Source organism: Turneriella parva DSM 21527 (assembly GCF_000266885.1).
Taxonomy (GTDB): domain Bacteria; phylum Spirochaetota; class Leptospiria; order Turneriellales; family Turneriellaceae; genus Turneriella; species Turneriella parva.
Genome location: NC_018020.1, coordinates 1985072 through 2001559, shown reverse-complemented (window position 1 = coordinate 2001559; position 16488 = coordinate 1985072). Strand labels below are relative to the sequence as shown.

Annotated in this window: 16 protein-coding genes and 1 tRNA gene; 10 read left to right on the top strand and 7 right to left on the bottom strand. The window is 54.4% G+C overall.

All coding sequences use genetic code 11. The features are described 5' to 3' along the window. Positions 1–8: 8 nt before the first annotated feature. Both TURPA_RS09665 and TURPA_RS09660 read left to right on the top strand, forming a co-directional pair. Positions 9–680, top strand: a complete 672-nt coding sequence (locus tag TURPA_RS09665; protein ID WP_014803117.1) for a queuosine precursor transporter — start codon at positions 9–11, stop codon at positions 678–680. Next, positions 680–1261 (top strand): phosphorylase family protein, encoded by a 582-nt coding sequence (locus TURPA_RS09660; protein WP_014803116.1) that lies wholly within the window; start codon positions 680–682, stop codon positions 1259–1261. Before TURPA_RS09665 ends, TURPA_RS09660 begins: the two co-directional genes overlap by 1 nt. 4 nt (positions 1262–1265) lie before the next feature. Here TURPA_RS09660 and TURPA_RS09655 read toward each other — a convergent pair whose 3' ends face one another. Beyond that, entirely contained in the window at positions 1266–3209 is a 1944-nt protein-coding gene (locus TURPA_RS09655; RefSeq protein WP_014803115.1) for a CHAT domain-containing protein, read from the bottom strand. Between the two features lie 8 nt (positions 3210–3217). After that, positions 3218–5155 (bottom strand): AMP-dependent synthetase/ligase, encoded by a 1938-nt coding sequence (locus TURPA_RS09650; protein ID WP_014803114.1) that lies wholly within the window; start codon positions 5153–5155, stop codon positions 3218–3220. 229 nt (positions 5156–5384) lie between these two features. Between TURPA_RS09650 and TURPA_RS09645 the strand changes: the two genes are divergently transcribed. The 7 genes from TURPA_RS09645 (at position 5385) to TURPA_RS09615 (ending at position 10939) form a co-directional block, all read left to right on the top strand. Continuing rightward, positions 5385–6161, top strand: a complete 777-nt coding sequence (locus tag TURPA_RS09645; RefSeq protein WP_014803113.1) for a hypothetical protein — start codon at positions 5385–5387, stop codon at positions 6159–6161. Positions 6162–6166: 5 nt separating this feature from the next. Next, complete coding sequence (locus tag TURPA_RS09640; RefSeq protein WP_014803112.1) at positions 6167–7000, top strand: MBL fold metallo-hydrolase; 834 nt, start codon at positions 6167–6169, stop codon at positions 6998–7000. Next, entirely contained in the window at positions 6990–7796 is an 807-nt protein-coding gene (locus TURPA_RS21705; RefSeq protein ID WP_014803111.1) for a M48 family metallopeptidase, read from the top strand. Before TURPA_RS09640 ends, TURPA_RS21705 begins: the two co-directional genes overlap by 11 nt. Next, on the top strand, positions 7793–8563 hold the full coding sequence (locus TURPA_RS21700; protein WP_014803110.1) for a non-canonical purine NTP pyrophosphatase: 771 nt from the start codon (positions 7793–7795) through the stop codon (positions 8561–8563). The genes TURPA_RS21705 and TURPA_RS21700 overlap by 4 nt, the downstream gene beginning before the upstream one ends. 21 nt (positions 8564–8584) lie before the next feature. Beyond that, positions 8585–8657, top strand: a tRNA-Arg gene (locus tag TURPA_RS09625). A gap of 54 nt (positions 8658–8711) precedes the next feature. After that, the gene (gene prfA / locus TURPA_RS09620) at positions 8712–9815 is read left to right on the top strand and encodes a peptide chain release factor 1 (protein ID WP_157210456.1); all 1104 of its coding nucleotides are present in this window, start codon (positions 8712–8714) and stop codon (positions 9813–9815) included. Further along, on the top strand, positions 9812–10939 hold the full coding sequence (locus TURPA_RS09615; RefSeq protein WP_014803108.1) for an FtsW/RodA/SpoVE family cell cycle protein: 1128 nt from the start codon (positions 9812–9814) through the stop codon (positions 10937–10939). The genes prfA and TURPA_RS09615 overlap by 4 nt, the downstream gene beginning before the upstream one ends. 32 nt (positions 10940–10971) lie before the next feature. Here TURPA_RS09615 and TURPA_RS09610 read toward each other — a convergent pair whose 3' ends face one another. Next, the gene (locus TURPA_RS09610; RefSeq protein WP_014803107.1) at positions 10972–11205 is read right to left on the bottom strand and encodes a type II toxin-antitoxin system HicB family antitoxin; all 234 of its coding nucleotides are present in this window, start codon (positions 11203–11205) and stop codon (positions 10972–10974) included. A 93-nt stretch (positions 11206–11298) separates the two neighbouring features. Next, positions 11299–12069 carry an SDR family NAD(P)-dependent oxidoreductase gene (locus tag TURPA_RS09605; protein ID WP_014803106.1) on the bottom strand — a complete coding sequence of 257 codons (771 nt, stop codon included), beginning with the start codon at positions 12067–12069 and terminating at the stop codon, positions 11299–11301. 77 nt (positions 12070–12146) lie between these two features. On the opposite strand from TURPA_RS09605, the gene TURPA_RS09600 reads away from it, so the two are divergent. Next, positions 12147–13238 (top strand): acyltransferase, encoded by a 1092-nt coding sequence (locus TURPA_RS09600; RefSeq protein WP_014803105.1) that lies wholly within the window; start codon positions 12147–12149, stop codon positions 13236–13238. Between the two features lie 22 nt (positions 13239–13260). Here the strand turns inward: TURPA_RS09600 and TURPA_RS09595 are convergent, their stop codons facing one another. The 3 genes from TURPA_RS09595 to TURPA_RS09585 all read right to left on the bottom strand — a co-directional run bounded on the left by TURPA_RS09595 (position 13261) and on the right by TURPA_RS09585 (position 16392). Then, entirely contained in the window at positions 13261–13611 is a 351-nt protein-coding gene (locus tag TURPA_RS09595) for a Zn-ribbon domain-containing OB-fold protein (protein ID WP_014803104.1), read from the bottom strand. Beyond that, positions 13608–14789, bottom strand: a complete 1182-nt coding sequence (locus TURPA_RS09590; protein WP_014803103.1) for a thiolase C-terminal domain-containing protein — start codon at positions 14787–14789, stop codon at positions 13608–13610. The genes TURPA_RS09595 and TURPA_RS09590 overlap by 4 nt, the downstream gene beginning before the upstream one ends. A 115-nt stretch (positions 14790–14904) precedes the next feature. Further along, positions 14905–16392 carry a flavin-containing monooxygenase gene (locus TURPA_RS09585; protein ID WP_014803102.1) on the bottom strand — a complete coding sequence of 496 codons (1488 nt, stop codon included), beginning with the start codon at positions 16390–16392 and terminating at the stop codon, positions 14905–14907. Between the last annotated feature and the right edge of the window lie 96 nt (positions 16393–16488).

The following is a 16488-nucleotide window of genomic DNA, read 5'->3' as shown; positions in this document are numbered from 1 at the left end:
GAGTAAATATGAGTCGCAAAGAGAAGCTCTACATTACGCTCGCGGGCTTCTTTGTCACGAATGCGATTCTCGCCGAGATGGTCGGCGGCAAAATCTTCACGTTCCAGATTCCGGCGATGCTCTTCTGGCAGAGCACGGTCGCGAACCTATCGGTCGGCGTACTCGTATGGCCGGTCGTCTTCATCATGACCGACGTGATAAATGAATATTACGGCATGGCCGGTGTGCGCCGCGTCACATTGCTGACGATCGTGCTCATTTCGTATGTATTCGTTGCGCTTTATTTTATGGGCAATACGCATGCAGCGTCGTTTTCGGCGATCAGCGACGAAAACTTTAACGTCGTCTTCGGCACCGGCCAGAGCATTATCATCGGTTCACTCGTGGCATTTGCGGTCGGGCAGTTTCTCGATTTTTTCGTTTTTCACCAGTTAAAACTGCGCACAGGCCACCGGCACCTTTGGCTGCGCGCAACCGGCAGCACGGTTGTCAGCCAGCTCGTTGATACGTTTATTGTACTCTACATCGCCTTCGTTTTGCCCGGCAAGTGGACCTACAGCGAATTTATCGCGGTCGCCACCTCAAACTATTTTTACAAACTGCTGATCGCCGTCGCCGTCACCCCAGTCATCTACTTCGTGCACCTGATCATCGACAACTATCTCAAAGATAAAACCTAATGCTTTGGCTCTGTGTTGCGCACGAGAAAGAAATTCCCGGTTTTGCCAGTTTTTCAAAAGCAGGATTTCAAACACACGCGCTGGGCGTCGGCCAGTTCAAATCTCTGGCGCAATTTTCTGCGCTGGTTGCCCAGAACAAACCGGCGCGCGTCGTGCTCGCGGGCAGTTGTGGCTCGTTAGATCGAAACGAGGTGCTTAAGGTTTTTGCCTGCCAGCACTTTGCATACCCTTCGATAGCGCATGAAGAGCTGCCCGAATTTATGGCGCACTGCGGCGAAACCCGGCGTGCACTGCCGCCAATGAATTTACCGGCAGCGACCGTCTTGCAGAATCACGGCCTCAGTCTCAGCGCAGAAAAGTTTGCCCGAGATTTGGGGTATATCCCCACGTCTTACCCGCGCCCGATTGTCGAAAATATGGAGGCCGCCTCGCTCGCGCTATTCTGCCGCGATAACGGTATCGACTTCACTGCCGTGCTCTGTGTAACGAACGTCATCGGCCCCGATGCCCGCGCAGAATGGAAGGCAAACTTTCGTGAGGCAGGCAATAGATTGCGCAGGGCGCTCGAGTCGCTGCCTTGAAGAGTCAGGTTGTCTGGCGACTGCGCGCTTTTTTTGCTATCGCTGCAGATGCCGCGCCTGAGGCCGCGGTTTCGGCCGCCGCCCCTGCCTTGGTAAAGCCAAAACTGTACGAACCATCTTCTTCGGCGCTGATGCGCATAAAAGGCGAAAGGTCGAGAAAAGTTTTTTTCACCGGCGAATAGAAGACACAGCGGCCGACAAGATACGAGGTTTTTTCGAGCAATTCGGTGTACGTCATCGCGTTCGCCTGTGTGGGCAGAATAATGTCGCGATGTGCATGGTGCCGCTCTACACCTTGAAAACTCAGCTGGCGATGGCCTGGCTCGACAATCATATAGAACCCATAGTGGCGCAGAAAATCCAGATCTATCAGTAATGATTCGAGCAGATATTGTACCGTGATAGCATAGGTTTCAAATTCTGCCTCGCGCAACGCGCCCGAGCGATAGCGCTTCTGCAGAGTCGCCACCTTTTCGAGATTGTCTTTGTGAATATAGAGCGTCTCGAGCAAGTTCACCGCCAGGGTCTGCGCCTTAATTGCGCGCACGGCACCTAGGGCAGAAAACATGGCAGCGAGCGTCTTCTCAGCATTCGGAAAAGGAAATGCAATCGGCTTGGGAAAGTTAAAGAGGCGATAGTTCGCCAGCACCAAACCCGACAAAAAGAACAGGCACTGCGTGAAGAGGTAGAAGAGTGATTTGAGCCGCGCTTCGCTGCCCGCTTGCCCCGCCTGCTCTTCGGCGCTGAAAATGCGGTAGAACTTTTCAAAGGCCTCAGCAATCGGGAAAGGATAATGCATGATAACATCTTCGGCGTCGAGCATGTTACGCGTGACGTCGGGCAGCAGCGAATCAGCCCTGAATACCGTCTGCATCGGGTTACCCATGAGCAGGTAAGAAGCCCATGTCAGATCATTAAGAGAAAAGTGTTCACGCGCAAACGAGCGGCTCTGCTGTAACGATTCGCCGAGACTCTTGCCCTGAAAAATATTGTCATAAAACTGCGTCGTAAATTCAAGCGTGGGCTGCCGGTCGGGAAGTTCCCAGTTGGTACCGACGTAGCTGGTTCGCCCGGCGCGAATAAAGGCCGCAGCGAAATGCGCATACCACGAGGCGTCATTCTCCTGTTGGCCCGAGCGCGCGCTGAGGCATGAATTGCAGAAGATCAGCTTGGGCTGAGCGCCGCTCATCTTGAATTCGCGCGCATAGAGTATCTTGCCATCGGCCAATAGCCAGCCATTTTCGTCGGGGTTGCCGCTGTAATGCAAATGCCCGGCAAAATGGATTATGTCTTTGTCGAGTATGGCGTTCAGAATATTCAGCTTCGTGACGGTCTTGCCGCCTATGAGTGTCAGATTAATCTTTTTTGGGCTGACAAATGCGCCCAGGTGCTCGAACAGCATTTCGCCTTCGCGCCGGGCCCAATCAAGGTCTTCGCGCGGGTCGGCAATAATCAGCATATTGATAATTTCACGCGGGTGAAAGTCGCTGAGCGAAATATCCTGCCCTTTGATGGCTTTGCCGACAAAGAATTTTTCCCACAAGAAGGCTGAACCGTCGTGCAGAATTTCGAGCGGCAGTGAAGCGAGCGCTGCGTCGACGTGAAAATAAAGATAACTCTGCTGAGAGTCGCGAATAAACTCTTGCAGCGGTAGCGGAAAGAACTGCTTAAAGAGCGCCTCGCCGATTTCGCGCAGCTTGTGGCTCAGGTTTAGGTGCTGAAAGATTAATGCCTGGCTCTCTTCACTGCCCCGCGGCAGCGAAGAAAGCGAGCGTGAAATATTGGCAATGCGGCCGAGTTCTTCGAGGTATTCGCCGATGAGGTCATCATCGATGATCGACTGCAGCCGCTCGTTTGCCTTTAGCGCCGGGTTACCGACGCCCCCGTCTTGAACAATGTTGAAGACATTGGTATTGCCGACCCGGTCAATGATGATCGAGGTCAGCATGACCTGTGTTATTTCGCGTCGGCGTACATGTCGTCGATGAGCTTCTCGTATTTCTCACTGACGATGTGGCGGCGCACTTTGAGCGTGTTGTTGAGTTCGTCGCCCTGCTCGAATGGTTTTTTCAGCAGCGTGAACACTCCAACCTTTTCAAAGTTCTTGAAGCCGTTTTCTGAGTTGATGTATTTGTTGATCTCGTGACGATACATCGCGTGAACTTTAGGATCTTTAATGAGAGCCGCAAAATCACCCGAAACGCCGTTTTTCTTCGCCCAGTCTGCGAGGTTGTCTGCATTGGGCACAATGAGTGCACCCAATACTTTTTGGTCTTCGCCGAAGGCACGTGAAACGAGCATCACGTGATCGATAAACTCGCTCTCTTTCATTTTTTCTTCGATCGGCGTCGGCTCGACGTTTTCACCGCCCACGAGAACGAGCGTATCTTTTGAGCGGCCGACAATACTGATTTCACCCGAATGGTTGAAGACAACAAGGTCGCCGGTATTGAACCAGCCGTCTGGTGTCAGAACGTCTGCAGTCTTTTTCGGGTTCTTATAATAACCCTGCATCACCTGCGGCCCGCGCACGTGCAGTGTGCCTTTCGCACCGGGAATGCGTGTGACATCGCGGCCTTCGAGGTCGATGAGTTTATATTCGGTATGGGCAATCAGCGGGCCAACTGTTCCAGGAATCAAGCGCTCCATGCGGCGAACAGAAAGCACCGGTGATGTTTCTGTGAGACCATAACCTTCAAGAATACGGACGCCGATGGCGCGAAAGAAATCGTCGATGTAAGACGGCAGAGCTCCACCGCCCGAGAGAGAAGCCTTCAGATTACCGCCGGTTGCCGCGAGCACTTTTTTGAAAACCAGAATATCGCCGAGCTTTTTGGGTATAAACCAGACGATTGCGCCGAAGAGGCCAACGATACGCGCGCCGATCGCCGACACAATGTTGCGCCCGATCGGCAGTTTTTCTTTGCCGGTGAGCATCGACACGAAGTGGTTATATTTGAGCGCGGCTGCCTTGAACTTGTTGAAGATCGGTTCTTTGCCGGCCTTCTTCACATTGCCGATAATTTTGTTGTAAATGCCTTCCCAAATGCGGGGTACCGCGGGCACGTATGTCGGCTTAATCGAGCGCATGTCGTCGCCGATGTGTTTGATGTCGGTGTACGTAATCGATGCACCGATTGCGATGAACATCATTTCGGTGATGCGACCAAACACGTGCCACGGTGGCAGCAGCGTCAAACCGCTGTCGGTCGGGCCAATTTTCAGAACTTCAGGTATCGTGCGCATCTGCGAAGCAAAGTTGCCGTGGCTGAGCATCACACCCTTGGGTTCACCGGTGGTACCCGAAGTGTAGACGAGACATGAAAGATCAGAAGGAGCTACCTTGCCAGCGCGTGATTCAAAATCTGCGAGGGCCTTGCCACCTTTCTTCACGAGCTTTTCGCCTTCGGCCTTGAGCTCGCTGAGTGTCATGACATTCGAACCCTTTGCCGTTTTCTGGTCGTTGAGCACGATATATTTTTTGACCTTGAGTTTAAACTTCTTCAGAGCCGTTTCAATCTTCTTCACCTGGTCGGCGTTATGCACGAAAACGACGTTGCTGCCCGAGTGGTCGAGAATGTATGCAATTTCAGGGCCCGTCGAGTCTGTACCGCGGGGCACGTCTGCGGCACCGTTGAGCTGAATCGCGAGGTTGGCGGTAATCCAATAATGGCTGACGTCAGCGATGAGGCCGATGTGGTCTTTGGGCTTTACGCCGATCGCGGCGAGGCCCGCGGCGACGAGGTTTACCTCTTTCTCGAGCTGCGCATAGGTCAGCGTTTTGAATTCTTCGCTGCCTTCACGAAAGCGTACGGCGATGCGCTGTGCATTCTTCTTAAACGACTGTTGAATCGCTTCTACATAAGTTTTGACGTTGAGCTTGACATATTCCATAAAGGTCCCCTTTCGAATCGGTATAGGCGCGGCCTGCAGAAACTGCCAGAGGCAATAACACGTTACGGGCCGAGTGTACGGTGCAGACCCAACACAAAACTTTTTGGGTCAAGCAAAAAGCCTCTTTGAGTAAGGCCGCGGCGAAAACCCGCGATCGCGTCTTTTCGCCGGATTCAGGTTTTAATTTCGGCTTGCCACGCTGAGGCAGGGCTTGCCAGAGTTATGTCACATGAGCCAGCCTGCCAAAACGATGGGCCTCAAAGCTTCTTTCATCGCACCGCTCATTTGTTGCGCTGTTTTGCTGCTTTCGGCCTGTAGCCCGAAGCCACCGCAAATCACGTACATCGGTCCGCTTGATCGGGTGCAAGAGGGCTTTCTTGATCCGGTGACGTACCAGATTGTCTCATTTGGCCTCGCGCTCGACTTCTCGAAGCCTCTCGACCCCAAGGCGCACTTTTTTCCCCCGGTGATCGACGAGAATTTTGACAATGAAGAGTTCTTGAAGTACAGCGGTGAACAGCAGACCCTCATCAAGGCGCGCAAACCGCACAATGGGTACCCACTGGCAGATATTCTGGCGGCTGAGGCGAATCAACTCAACCCGCAAGAGATAAACCTCTCGCTAATCGATGAAAAAATTCGCGCGCCTATGGAGATCAAGCGCGTACTTTTCGACAATGCCTGCACGAATGCGCGCATCATGGGTCTCTACCGCTGGCTGATCGGTGACGCAGTGCAGATGCGGCTGCTGCACGGCGCCACGATACCCCGCGAAGGCATTCAAAAGACAACGCTCGACCCGCGTTATTACCCGCCGCGCGAGTTTTATGTCGCAGAATCGGCGGCGATTCTGAAAAACCTCGACCAGGCCATGGCAAAGCGTGGTTACCGCTACGAAATTGTGCACGAAGCCTTTTCAAAGCCCGAGCAACTCGAATGTAAAATGGCGATCCACATTCACAAAAAGAATCTGCAGATCGGCCTGCCGTTTCTCGCCCCTCTATAACCGCGGTGATCGATTTTCGCCACAAAGATATTGCCGTCAACGCGATCGGTCGCGGTGGCATTGAAACCTGTTATATTTTGCCCGCGTTTCAGCTCGCCTTTGACACAGGCAGATGCCCCGACGGGCTAATCGACATGCCGCGGGTCTTTCTCACGCACGGTCACCTCGATCATTCTGCGGGTCTGCCTTATTACATCAGCCAGCGCAGCCTCAGGCACCTGCCGCCGCCAGAGATTTATTGCCCCGCCGAGATCGTTGCGCCGCTCCGTGAAATTCTACACCTCTGGCAAAAAATCGAAGGGTTTGAATATCCCGTGGCGCTCAAGGGTCTCTCACCAGGTGATGAGATACCGGTGCGCAAAGATCTTTATGTACGCGCTCTCGCCTCAAGCCACCGGGTGCCCTGCCGCGGTTACGCGCTGGTGCGCAAAACGAGAAAACTCAAAGACGAATACCTCACAGTAAACGGACGTGAGATCAAGCGCATGAAAGACCGCGGTGAAGCAATTTTTGAAGACCGTGATATTCCGATCTTCGCTTTTTCAGGCGACACGACCATCGAGTTTCTGCAAGACAATCAGGCTGCGCGCGAGGCGACCGTGCTTTTCATTGAGTGCACGTATATTGACGACAAGCGCCCGGTGGCGCGCGCACGCGAATGGGGCCACATACATCTCGATGAGATTATCGCGCACGCGCATCTCTTCAAAAACGAAAAGATTGTACTCACCCATTTTTCGAAACGCTATAACCGCCGCTTTATACTGCAGGTTTTGAATAAGAAACTGCAAGACCACGACCTGCTTTCACGCATCTTTGTACTCGCGCATGACGACTGATACCGACAAGACCACGAACCCACTGCACAGCGGCGGCACAGCGCTGTCGGGCGATGCCTTTCACGTCGAAGTCGTCCGCTCGGCGCGTCGCCGCACCACTGCTTCACTGAAGTTCACCCCGCAGGGGGCGTTCGTGCTTTCGGTACCGGCCGACTGTCCCGAAAGTTTTATCCGGCAGTTTATCGAATCGCGCCGCGACTGGATGCAGAAAGCAAGGGCGCGCGAGCGAGCTCTGCACAGGGTGCAGGCGATTACCCCGGGTTCTCAGGCGCAATACGAACATTTTGTACTGCGCATCGAGCAAGACATGCACCTTGTGTACCCCCAATACCGCGTGAACCGCGAAAAGACAGCGCAGGCAGCGACTTTCTGGCTGGCACCGCAGTTTTTCGAAGCCGCCAACAGCATAAAGCTGCACACCCAGCTCGAAAAGTATCTGCTCGCGCAACTCATGCGATTCGGTTCAGCTGATCTCATCGCGCGCGCGCACGAACTGGCAAACCAGCACCAGATCAAGGTCAAAGATGTTTTTGTCCGGGTGCAGAAATCGCGTCTGGGTTATTGCACGCACGACGACCGCATTATGCTCAACGGCAGGCTGCTCTTCGCACCGCAAGACGTGCGCGACTACGTTATCTGCCATGAGCTGGCGCACACCAGGCACCGTAACCACTCGCCCGCATTCTGGCATTACCTCGAAGAACTGTTTCCTGGTGCGCGCAAAATCGACAAGCGCCTGCGCGACACGCGTATCTACAGCCTGCAGGTTCACAACCCCGAAGGTGGCCAACAATGATCGTCTACCTTGCAACCGAAAACCCCGGCAAGGTTCACGAGATGAAGCGGATTTTCGACATCAGAATGCCGGGGGTGCAACTCAAGTGCGTCGCCGATTTGCCTGCAGAAATTCGCAGCAGCTACAAAGCCGATGAGACGGGCAGCACCTATACCGAAAATGCTCTCATTAAGGCCAAAGCCCTCGCGCGATTGGTACAGGGTAATGCAGGGTCGGCCCTGACCCGTCCGTGGGTCTTGGCCGCCGCGAAGGCGCCATCCCCTTCGACGGCGCTCAGGGCAGGCGTGGCGGCGTCGGCCCTAACCCGTCCGTGGGTCTTGGCCGCCGCGAAGGCGCCATCCGTGGCGGCGTCGGCCCTAACCCGTCCATGGGTACTGGCCGAAGATTCGGGATTCGAGGTTGCTGCGCTGGGCAATGCACCCGGCGTCTATTCGGCGCGCTACGCGCTGACAGATAAAGAGCGGTGTGAGAAAATTCTGACATCGCTTGCGGCGATACCTGGCGCAAAACGGGCGGCGCAGTTTGTCGCCTGTGCGGTCGTAATGCAAGACGAAAGCAATCCTATTTATTTTTTTGGCAGGCACAGGGGTCTTGTTGCCGCGTCGCGGCGGGGCGAATTGGGTTTTGGTTATGACCCCATTTTTGTTCCCGAAGGTGAGACGCGCACCTGGGGTGAAGTGCCCGAAGACACTAAACTCATGGTGAGCCATCGGGGTCGTGCGCTCGAGCTGGCGATTCAATATATGATTGCCCGCACCTCTCGTTAATGAGTTTGAGCTTCGATTCCTGCTCCTATAGCTCAGATGGATAGAGCAGCGCCCTCCTAAGGCGAAGACCCCAGTTCGACTCCGGGTGGGAGCAAAGAAATAAATGTTTGTGTTGAGGCGAAGCCTCAACACAAACAAAGAAATACCTATGGCAGAACTAAATGAAAACAACCTGCGCTCGATTGTGGCGACCTTCAAAGCAGTTGAGGAGCGTCTCTCTGACCCGCAGGTTACAGCCGACAACAAACGCCTCACCGAACTGTCACGCGAGCGGGCGCGTTTGGCAAAGACAGCCGAACTTTCTGAGACCTGGTTGGCGTTGAAAACACAGATCGCCGAATGCGACAGCGGCTGGCAGAGTGAAAAAGACGCAGAGATGAAAGCCGAGCTCGGGCGCGAGCTGAAAGCGCTGAAAGAACAGTTCAATAACCTGTCAGAAGAACTGCAGCTTGAACTTATACCCAAAGACGCCGATGCGGGCAAGAACGTCTACCTCGAGATACGCGCCGGCACCGGCGGCGACGAAGCCGGTTTATTTGTGCGCGACCTGTTTCGCATGTACACGCGCTATTTCGACAGCGAAGGCATTCGCTATGAAGTGCAAGAATTCACCGAAACCGGCGTCGGCGGAGTCAAAGAGGCCATTTTGCTGGTGCTCGGCGAGCGGGCATACGACCTTTTGCACCTGGAAGCCGGCACGCACCGGGTGCAGCGTATACCGGCCACCGAAGCCAACGGGCGTATTCACACCTCTGCGGTGACCGTGGCTGTCATACCCGAAGCCGACGAAGATGAGATCAAGATCGACCCGGGCGATCTGCGTATCGACGTGTTTCGTTCTTCGGGCTCGGGCGGCCAGCACGTGAACAAAACAGAATCGGCGGTGCGCATCACGCACTTACCCACCGGCATCGTCGTCGGCTGCCAAGAAGAGAAATCACAGATCAAGAACCGCGCAAAAGCAATGAAGGCGCTGATGTCGAAACTGGTCGAGAAGCAGCGCAGCGAAAGCCAGGAAAAATACGCAACCGAGAAAAAGGCACAGGTCGGCTCGGGTGATCGCAGCGAAAAGATCAGAACGTATAACTACCCGCAGAACAGGGTCACCGATCACCGCATCAACTTCACCGCGCATAATCTCGACCAGATTATGGAAGGTAAACTCGGCGACGTGATCGGTGCACTGCTGCTCGCAGAACGCGAGGCAAAAATGCGCGCCGGAGAAACTGCCGTCGCGGCGGCGGCGACTTGAGACACGAACGGGCCGGGTTCAACGCCGCGCGGCAAAGTACGCAGGTGAACCCTACTGATCTTTTTCTTTTCGGTCTGATCATTGCGCTCGTGGTGTTCGGCCTCAATATTCTGCTTGCTTCGTCATCATTCATGGCGCGCGAGCAGTTCAGCGACCCTTATTTCTTTTTGAAGAAGCAGGCTTTCGCAGCGTTCATCGGTTTTCTCGGCATGGTTGCGATGACGCAGATCGACCTCGAAAATTTTCGCCATTGGGTTTGGCCGATCTATGCCGTGACCCTCGTGCTGCTCGTGTTGGTTTTTGTGCCCGGCATCGGCCGACGGGCGGGCGGCGCTAACCGGTGGATTGTCATTGCAGGCCTTTCTATTCAGCCGTCAGACTTTGCGAAAATTGCACTCATTCTTGTTTTGGCTCGCGTCTACTCGCAGGCAACTGAGGTAGACCTTCGCCTCAGCTTCACGACTCTCGGGTTAATTGTGTTGCCGGCATTTCTCATCGCGATCGAACAAGATCTCGGCACAGCGATTCACCTCGTGCTGGTGGCATTAAGCCTGCTATTCTTCACGCGGTACCCGCTGACGATGCAGTTCGCCGCACTCGGGGCCGCGGTCGCGACAGTCGCGTACGTTATTCTGAAGACCCCTTTTCGACTCAGCCGCATCAAGGCGTTTCTCGACCCATGGGAAGCACGCTACGACGCGGGCTTTCAGCTCGTCGCCTCGATGAAGGCGTTTCTCGCCGGCGGGCTCACCGGGCGAGGCCTCGGCGAAGAACTGGTGCGCCACCATCTGCAAGAGCGCCATACCGACTTCATTCTGGCAATCGTCGCCGAAGACCTGGGCGCGCTCGGCGTCATATTTCTACTCGCGACCTACTTTGTCATCGGCGTATACGGTATTGTGCTGGCCTCTCGGCTGCGCGACACGTTCATGCGGCTCGTGGCCACAGGTATTTTGCTGAGCCTGATTATTCAGGTTACTATCAACAGCGGCGTCACAATGGGGCTCTTGCCGACAAAAGGCATCAACCTGCCACTTGTGTCAAACGGTGGCACCTCGCTGGTTGTCTATCTGGTAATGTGCGGTATGCTTCTCAGCGCACTGAGAAGAGAACAAACCGCTTGATTTCGGGCTTTGCCTGAACCCAAGGCGTTCGTTTAATTCAGAAAAGATTCTGTGCGCGCCTGTGCAGGCTTCTGAAAACTCGAGAGCAGTTCGGTCGCGTCGATTTTGTAACCGAGGTCTTGCGCCGTGTCTGCATAAAAAGCAATGACATGCTTGAGGCGCGCGCGTGCCTGCTCGGCATTCTGGCCATAGGTATACACATCGAGCTCAGGGCATGAAGCCACAAACTCTCCGTCTTTTTCGTATACGCGTATGCTCAGGTCCACCCTATATTCTCGGTGGGGAGCAATGAGTTACATGAGTAAAAAGCACTGTCACAAGAGACATAACATCTCTGGCCAATGGCCAGAGATGTTATGTCAGCGCGTACGCGGCGAGAACCTGCGCGCAAACCAGGCCGAAAGAGTGTGAAAGTGACGCGCCGTGTCGTATATTTCGGGGTACGCAAGCACATCTTGTTTATCAAAGAATGCCTTCACCATTTTTCTGGCGAGAGTCTCACGGTCACCCACCGGCATGACGCGCGCAGCGAAATTTTCTTCGAGATTCGCCCGCGCCCCTGCTGCGAGATTCGTGTCAATTGGCCCCGGATAAACAGTCAGAATATGCACATTCGAACCTTCAACTTCCATACCCGTGATTTCAGAAATTTGTCCGATGCCCGCTTTTGAAGCGCCATACCATGAACAGCCGTGCATCAGCGTTTTGCCTGCCATACTGGCGATATTGATAACTCCCCCTTTGTCGCGTTCGAGCATCGACGGCAGCACCTCTTTCATGAGGCGCGCGGGTGCGAGCAGATTGAGGTTAATCGTCAGCATCGCCTTTTGCCAGCTCATGGTCGCGAAGTCTTCGACGAGCATCACACCGGCATTGTTGATGAGCAGCTCAATCTCGCCCATCTGCTCCCGCGCCCTTTTCACAATGTCCGGAATTGCGTCGAGTTCGGTGAGATCGCAGGCGATGCCGTGGTTATGCACCCCGCGCCGCGTCAGCTTTTCGCAAACGGCCTGCAGTGCCTGTTGGTTCTTGTCAGCAATTGTGAAGCCGGCAGAAGGCACTTTTTCGAAAACCGCGTCAATTGTCGCTTCGCCAATACCCGTTGCGGCGCCGGTAATAAAAACATGCATGTTGTATCGCCTGCGAGCGAAGCTGCGCGGACAAGCGAAATAGTTTACGTTGCCATCGCCAATTCGAAAGTCTGTGCATGCCCCGTTCGCTGACCGATCTTTACAAAATCATTGCCGCAATCGCCGTCGTCGGCATTCACGCGACGAGCCAATCTGAAACGCGTTTCGCTTCGGCGCACGATTTCAATTCACTCGATTTTCTCAGCGTTGTCGTGAACCAGTGGGCGCGCTTCAGCGTACCGCTTTTCATATACTTTTCAGGCTACGGTTTAACCATCTCGCAAAAGCAAAATGAGGATTCAGGTATCTTCAGAACCTGGCTCACATTTCTCAGCCGGCGATTACCCACAATTCTTGTACCCTACCTGTTTTTCTCAGGTCTGGCCCTGGTACTGGAATTCCATAGCTACAATGGCCCGGCAAACGAGCTATGGATTTCCATAGCGACCAAACTGCGCACCGGTGGCGCTGATTACCACCTCTACTTTCTCGTGATTCTCGCACAGTGTTATTTGCTTTTTCCGCTGCTTTCAGGGTTTGCGCGCCAGAAAACGACTGCTTTCACCTTCGCAACGTGGCTCGCTCTGATTCTGGTCTCGGGTCTTCTCTACAAAGGCAGCTCTGAAATTCTGCTCGGCAAACTGGGAGCGGCGCATCCGGGTTGGCATGCTTCGTTCGTGGTCTACTGGCTGCCCTACTTCATGCTGGGTGTGTTGCATGCGATAGAACCACCCCGCCCGGTGCATCGCGTCGCCATCAACATCGCCCTCATTGCCGCGCAGGCAATCGTCTTATTGGAATACATCCATTACTCGTGGCAGGGCACCCCGGTAGATTATTACAACCACTTCTCGCGCCCAAGTGTCATGTTCTATGCGCTGGTTGTCATCTGGTGGTTGCATTCTCTCCGCACCTCTCCCTTGGGGAGAGGTGCGGAGAGAATAGCCCCCCTCACTTTCAGCGTCTACCTGATACACCCACAGGTGCTGCGCCTGGTGACTAACTATCTGCCAGGCCTGCCGACCCTCTTCGGCTGGATGTTCGTGGTAATTACCACATTCGTGCTGGTGTATGGGTTGACTTTATTAACTAACAAAGCCCACGAAAAAGGCCCGGGATTTCTCACCGGGCCTGTGCAGATTTTGCAAAGGTGTCTTGGTCTAAGATGATTCGCGCTTCGCGCGAATCATCTTAGACCCTTTCAAATATGGGCGTCAGTTTGTCTTCGTATGCCTTAAACTGCACCTTGTCGCCGATCTTTGCGGTATTCGCGTCGGGCATCTCGACGATTGCCGTGATCCGCATCTTGTCATCCGTTTCGACGACGGCCATGCAGTAGGGCGCACGCGCCTTGTGCTTGCCCATCGGCACGAACGTGTTCACCGAGTACGTGTAGATCGCCCCCGTGCCTCTTGCCTCATAGTCTTCGAGGTTCATCGAACCGCAGGCAGGGCATGCGGCGATACCTTTCGGGTGCGGCGTACCGCAGTCTTTGCATTTAACGGCTGGTATGGTTCGACCAAGCTCACCACTAGTGTTCATATATCACCTCTTCCCAAAATGTGAACTGTTGAAACCGATGCGGGGCCACCGAGAACGTGCGTCAGTGCAAACTTCGCATCTTTCACCTGGCGTTTGTCAGATTTATCCTGAAGCTGCCAGGTCATCTCAACGATCTGGCCGACACCCGTCGCACCGATCGGATGTCCCTTGGCGGTGAGGCCACCTGATGTGTTGATGGGTAATTTGCCGCCGAGCCGTGAATGGCCTTCTGCCGCAAAAAATCCGCCTTTGCCTTTTTCGGTAAAACCGAGGTCTTCGACGTTCATGATTTCGGTAAAGCTGAAGCAATCGTGGCACTCAGCAACCGAGATGTCAGAGGGTTTGAGGTTCGCCATCTTATAAGCCTCGGCCGCTGCGGCCTTTGTCGCTTCTGATTCGGTGTGCTTTGCGCGAAACGCAACGCTGAACGACGCACCGCCATGGCCCGAGCCCATGACTTTCACCGCATTCTTTTTACCGAGTGCTTTCGCACGGTCTTTGGTCGTGATAATCACCGCAGCCGCGCCGTCGGTAATCAGCGAGACTTCTTGCGCGCTGAAGGGCGATGCAATCATCGGCGACTTCAGAATTTTTTCGAGTGGAATTTCGCGCTGTTTGTAAGCGTAAGGATTCAGAGAACCATGGTACTTGTTCTTTTCTGCAACTTGTGCCAGCTGCAGGCGGGTGGTGCCGAACTCGTGCATGTGGCGGTGTGCGAACATCGCGAACATGGTCGAACCGTTCATGCCCGAACCGGCTTCATACAGATAATCCACACCTGAGAGCGCGGCCTTCATCTGGTCTTCGTAAGGCAATTCTTCGGGGGGAACGTTCATCTTCTCTACGCCCATCACCATCACGGTGTCATAGACGCCTGCACCCACAGCGATCATCGCATTGCGAAAGGCAACTCCGCCCGATGCGCAGGCCGCTTCAAAACGCAGCGTCGCCGCGTGCGGCATACCGATCGAGGTCGCGGCAAGCGCCGCCATGGTATTCTGGTTATTGAGACCGTTGCCGTTATAGTTACCCAGGTAGAGCGCCTGAATCTCTTTGCGGTCGATACCTGCGTCGTGGATAGCCCCGTTACCGGCTTCGGCAATCAGATGGCGAAAGTTCTTTTCTTTAAAACTTCCGTGTTCGGTTTCATGCGCACCGATGATGTAGACTTCTCTCATGTATCCTCCGATATTTATTGTAGCGAACGCTACAATAAATATCGGAGACAACGCGTCGATGATTTTCGACGTATTCCATTTGCCCCGGGTTAAAACCCGGGGCAAATGGAACATCTCACGCCACTTGTTTGCGCTCTATATCGGACTTTTTCACCACGTCAAAATCATCGAGATGAAATGTGCTCGCTTTGATGACGTATTCGCCCGCGAATCCAGGGTAAAGCGTCGTGTTGCGCCCGCTATCGGTGAGGTACCAGCTTTTGCAACCTGCGGTCCAGTTGGTGACCTTCATGCGCTCGTCGATGAAGCGCGTGAATTCTGCCTGTTTCTCGGCCTTAACCTCGATGCTCTGCAGGCCTTCGGTCAGCATACGCGACACCGCCGACGCGATGTAGCGGTACTGCGGCTCGGTGTAGACCAGAACCGACGTGTGACCGGGGCCGGTGTTGGGGCCCATGCAAAAAAACAAATTCGGAAAGCCATGCACATTGATGCCGAGGTATGACTCGGCGCCTGCCGCCCAGTCGTTATTGAGGTTATGGCCGCGGGCGCCGGTCACGGGAAAAGGCACGCCCGCTTTTGGCACTTCAAAGCCGGTTGCGTAAATTAATACATCCGCATCAAACTTCTCTCCGTTCGATTCAACACCGTGAGGATTTATTTTCGTCACGGGAGCGGCAACGAGTTCGACGTTATCCCGCACAAGCGCAGGGTACCAGTCGTTTGAGATGAGCATGCGCTTGCAGCCGAAACGATAGTCGGGAGTCACCTTCGCCCGCAGCGCCGGGTCTTTAATCGTGCGCTCGATATTGAAGCGCGCCAGGCGCTCGAGCGCCGTCGTCATCGGTGTGTTGAAGACAATGCCTGCACCGAACATTTCGGTGATCGCATAGATTGTGTTGCGGCGAATCGACTGCACAAAGGGTAGTGCCCGGTAGATAGTCTTTTCCCATTCGGCGATGTCGTAATCGGGTTTGGGGATAATCCACGAAGGGGTGCGCTGAAACACCGTGAGTTCTTTGACCTCAGGGGCAATTGCCGGCACGAGCTGAATCGCGCTTGCGCCACCGCCGACGACCGCAACTTTCTTGCCCTTAATGTTTACATCTTTTCGCCAGCGCGCGGTGTGCAGAATTTCGCCTTTGAAAGAATCAGAACCTTCGATCTTCGGTATCGATGGGTTCGACAGGGCCCCCATCGCTGACACGACGACGCGCGCGGCGATCGTCTTGCCGCCTTTGCAGGTGACGTTCCAGACGCCGCTGGCTTCGTCGAATTTCATGCCTTCGACGGTAACGCCGAATTCGGCTTTTTCACGCAAACCGTGCTTTGCGACAACGCCCAGCATGTAGGCTTCGATCTCGTCAGAAGTTGCGAACATGCGCGACCAGTTCGGATTAGGCTCGAAAGAGAATGAATAGAGGTGCGAAGGCACGTCGCAGGCCGCGCCGGGATATTTATTATCGCGCCAGGTGCCACCGAAATCTTTGCCCTTGTCGACAATCTTGAAGTTGGTGATGCCTTTGTTTTTGAGGTTGATGGCAGTACCGATGCCGCTGAAACCCGAGCCGATGACGAGTACGTCGAGAACCGTGTCTTTCATAAATCCTCCCTGGCCACGCCTGTTATGAAACGAGAACAGGGCTGAGGCTGCGCGCTAAATATGGGCGCGCATCAGGCCGTCAAGGACAATAATAAA

Coding starts and splice junctions, on each gene's coding strand:
- TURPA_RS09665 (WP_014803117.1), top strand. CDS start 9: ATGAGTCGCAAAGAGAAGCTCTACATTACGCTCGCGGGCTTCTTTGTC.
- TURPA_RS09660 (WP_014803116.1), top strand. CDS start 680: ATGCTTTGGCTCTGTGTTGCGCACGAGAAAGAAATTCCCGGTTTTGCC.
- TURPA_RS09655 (WP_014803115.1), bottom strand. CDS start 3,209: ATGCTGACCTCGATCATCATTGACCGGGTCGGCAATACCAATGTCTTC.
- TURPA_RS09650 (WP_014803114.1), bottom strand. CDS start 5,155: ATGGAATATGTCAAGCTCAACGTCAAAACTTATGTAGAAGCGATTCAA.
- TURPA_RS09645 (WP_014803113.1), top strand. CDS start 5,385: ATGAGCCAGCCTGCCAAAACGATGGGCCTCAAAGCTTCTTTCATCGCA.
- TURPA_RS21705 (WP_014803111.1), top strand. CDS start 6,990: ATGACGACTGATACCGACAAGACCACGAACCCACTGCACAGCGGCGGC.
- TURPA_RS21700 (WP_014803110.1), top strand. CDS start 7,793: ATGATCGTCTACCTTGCAACCGAAAACCCCGGCAAGGTTCACGAGATG.
- prfA (WP_157210456.1), top strand. CDS start 8,712: ATGGCAGAACTAAATGAAAACAACCTGCGCTCGATTGTGGCGACCTTC.
- TURPA_RS09605 (WP_014803106.1), bottom strand. CDS start 12,069: ATGCATGTTTTTATTACCGGCGCCGCAACGGGTATTGGCGAAGCGACA.
- TURPA_RS09600 (WP_014803105.1), top strand. CDS start 12,147: ATGCCCCGTTCGCTGACCGATCTTTACAAAATCATTGCCGCAATCGCC.
- TURPA_RS09595 (WP_014803104.1), bottom strand. CDS start 13,611: ATGAACACTAGTGGTGAGCTTGGTCGAACCATACCAGCCGTTAAATGC.
- TURPA_RS09590 (WP_014803103.1), bottom strand. CDS start 14,789: ATGAGAGAAGTCTACATCATCGGTGCGCATGAAACCGAACACGGAAGT.
- TURPA_RS09585 (WP_014803102.1), bottom strand. CDS start 16,392: ATGAAAGACACGGTTCTCGACGTACTCGTCATCGGCTCGGGTTTCAGC.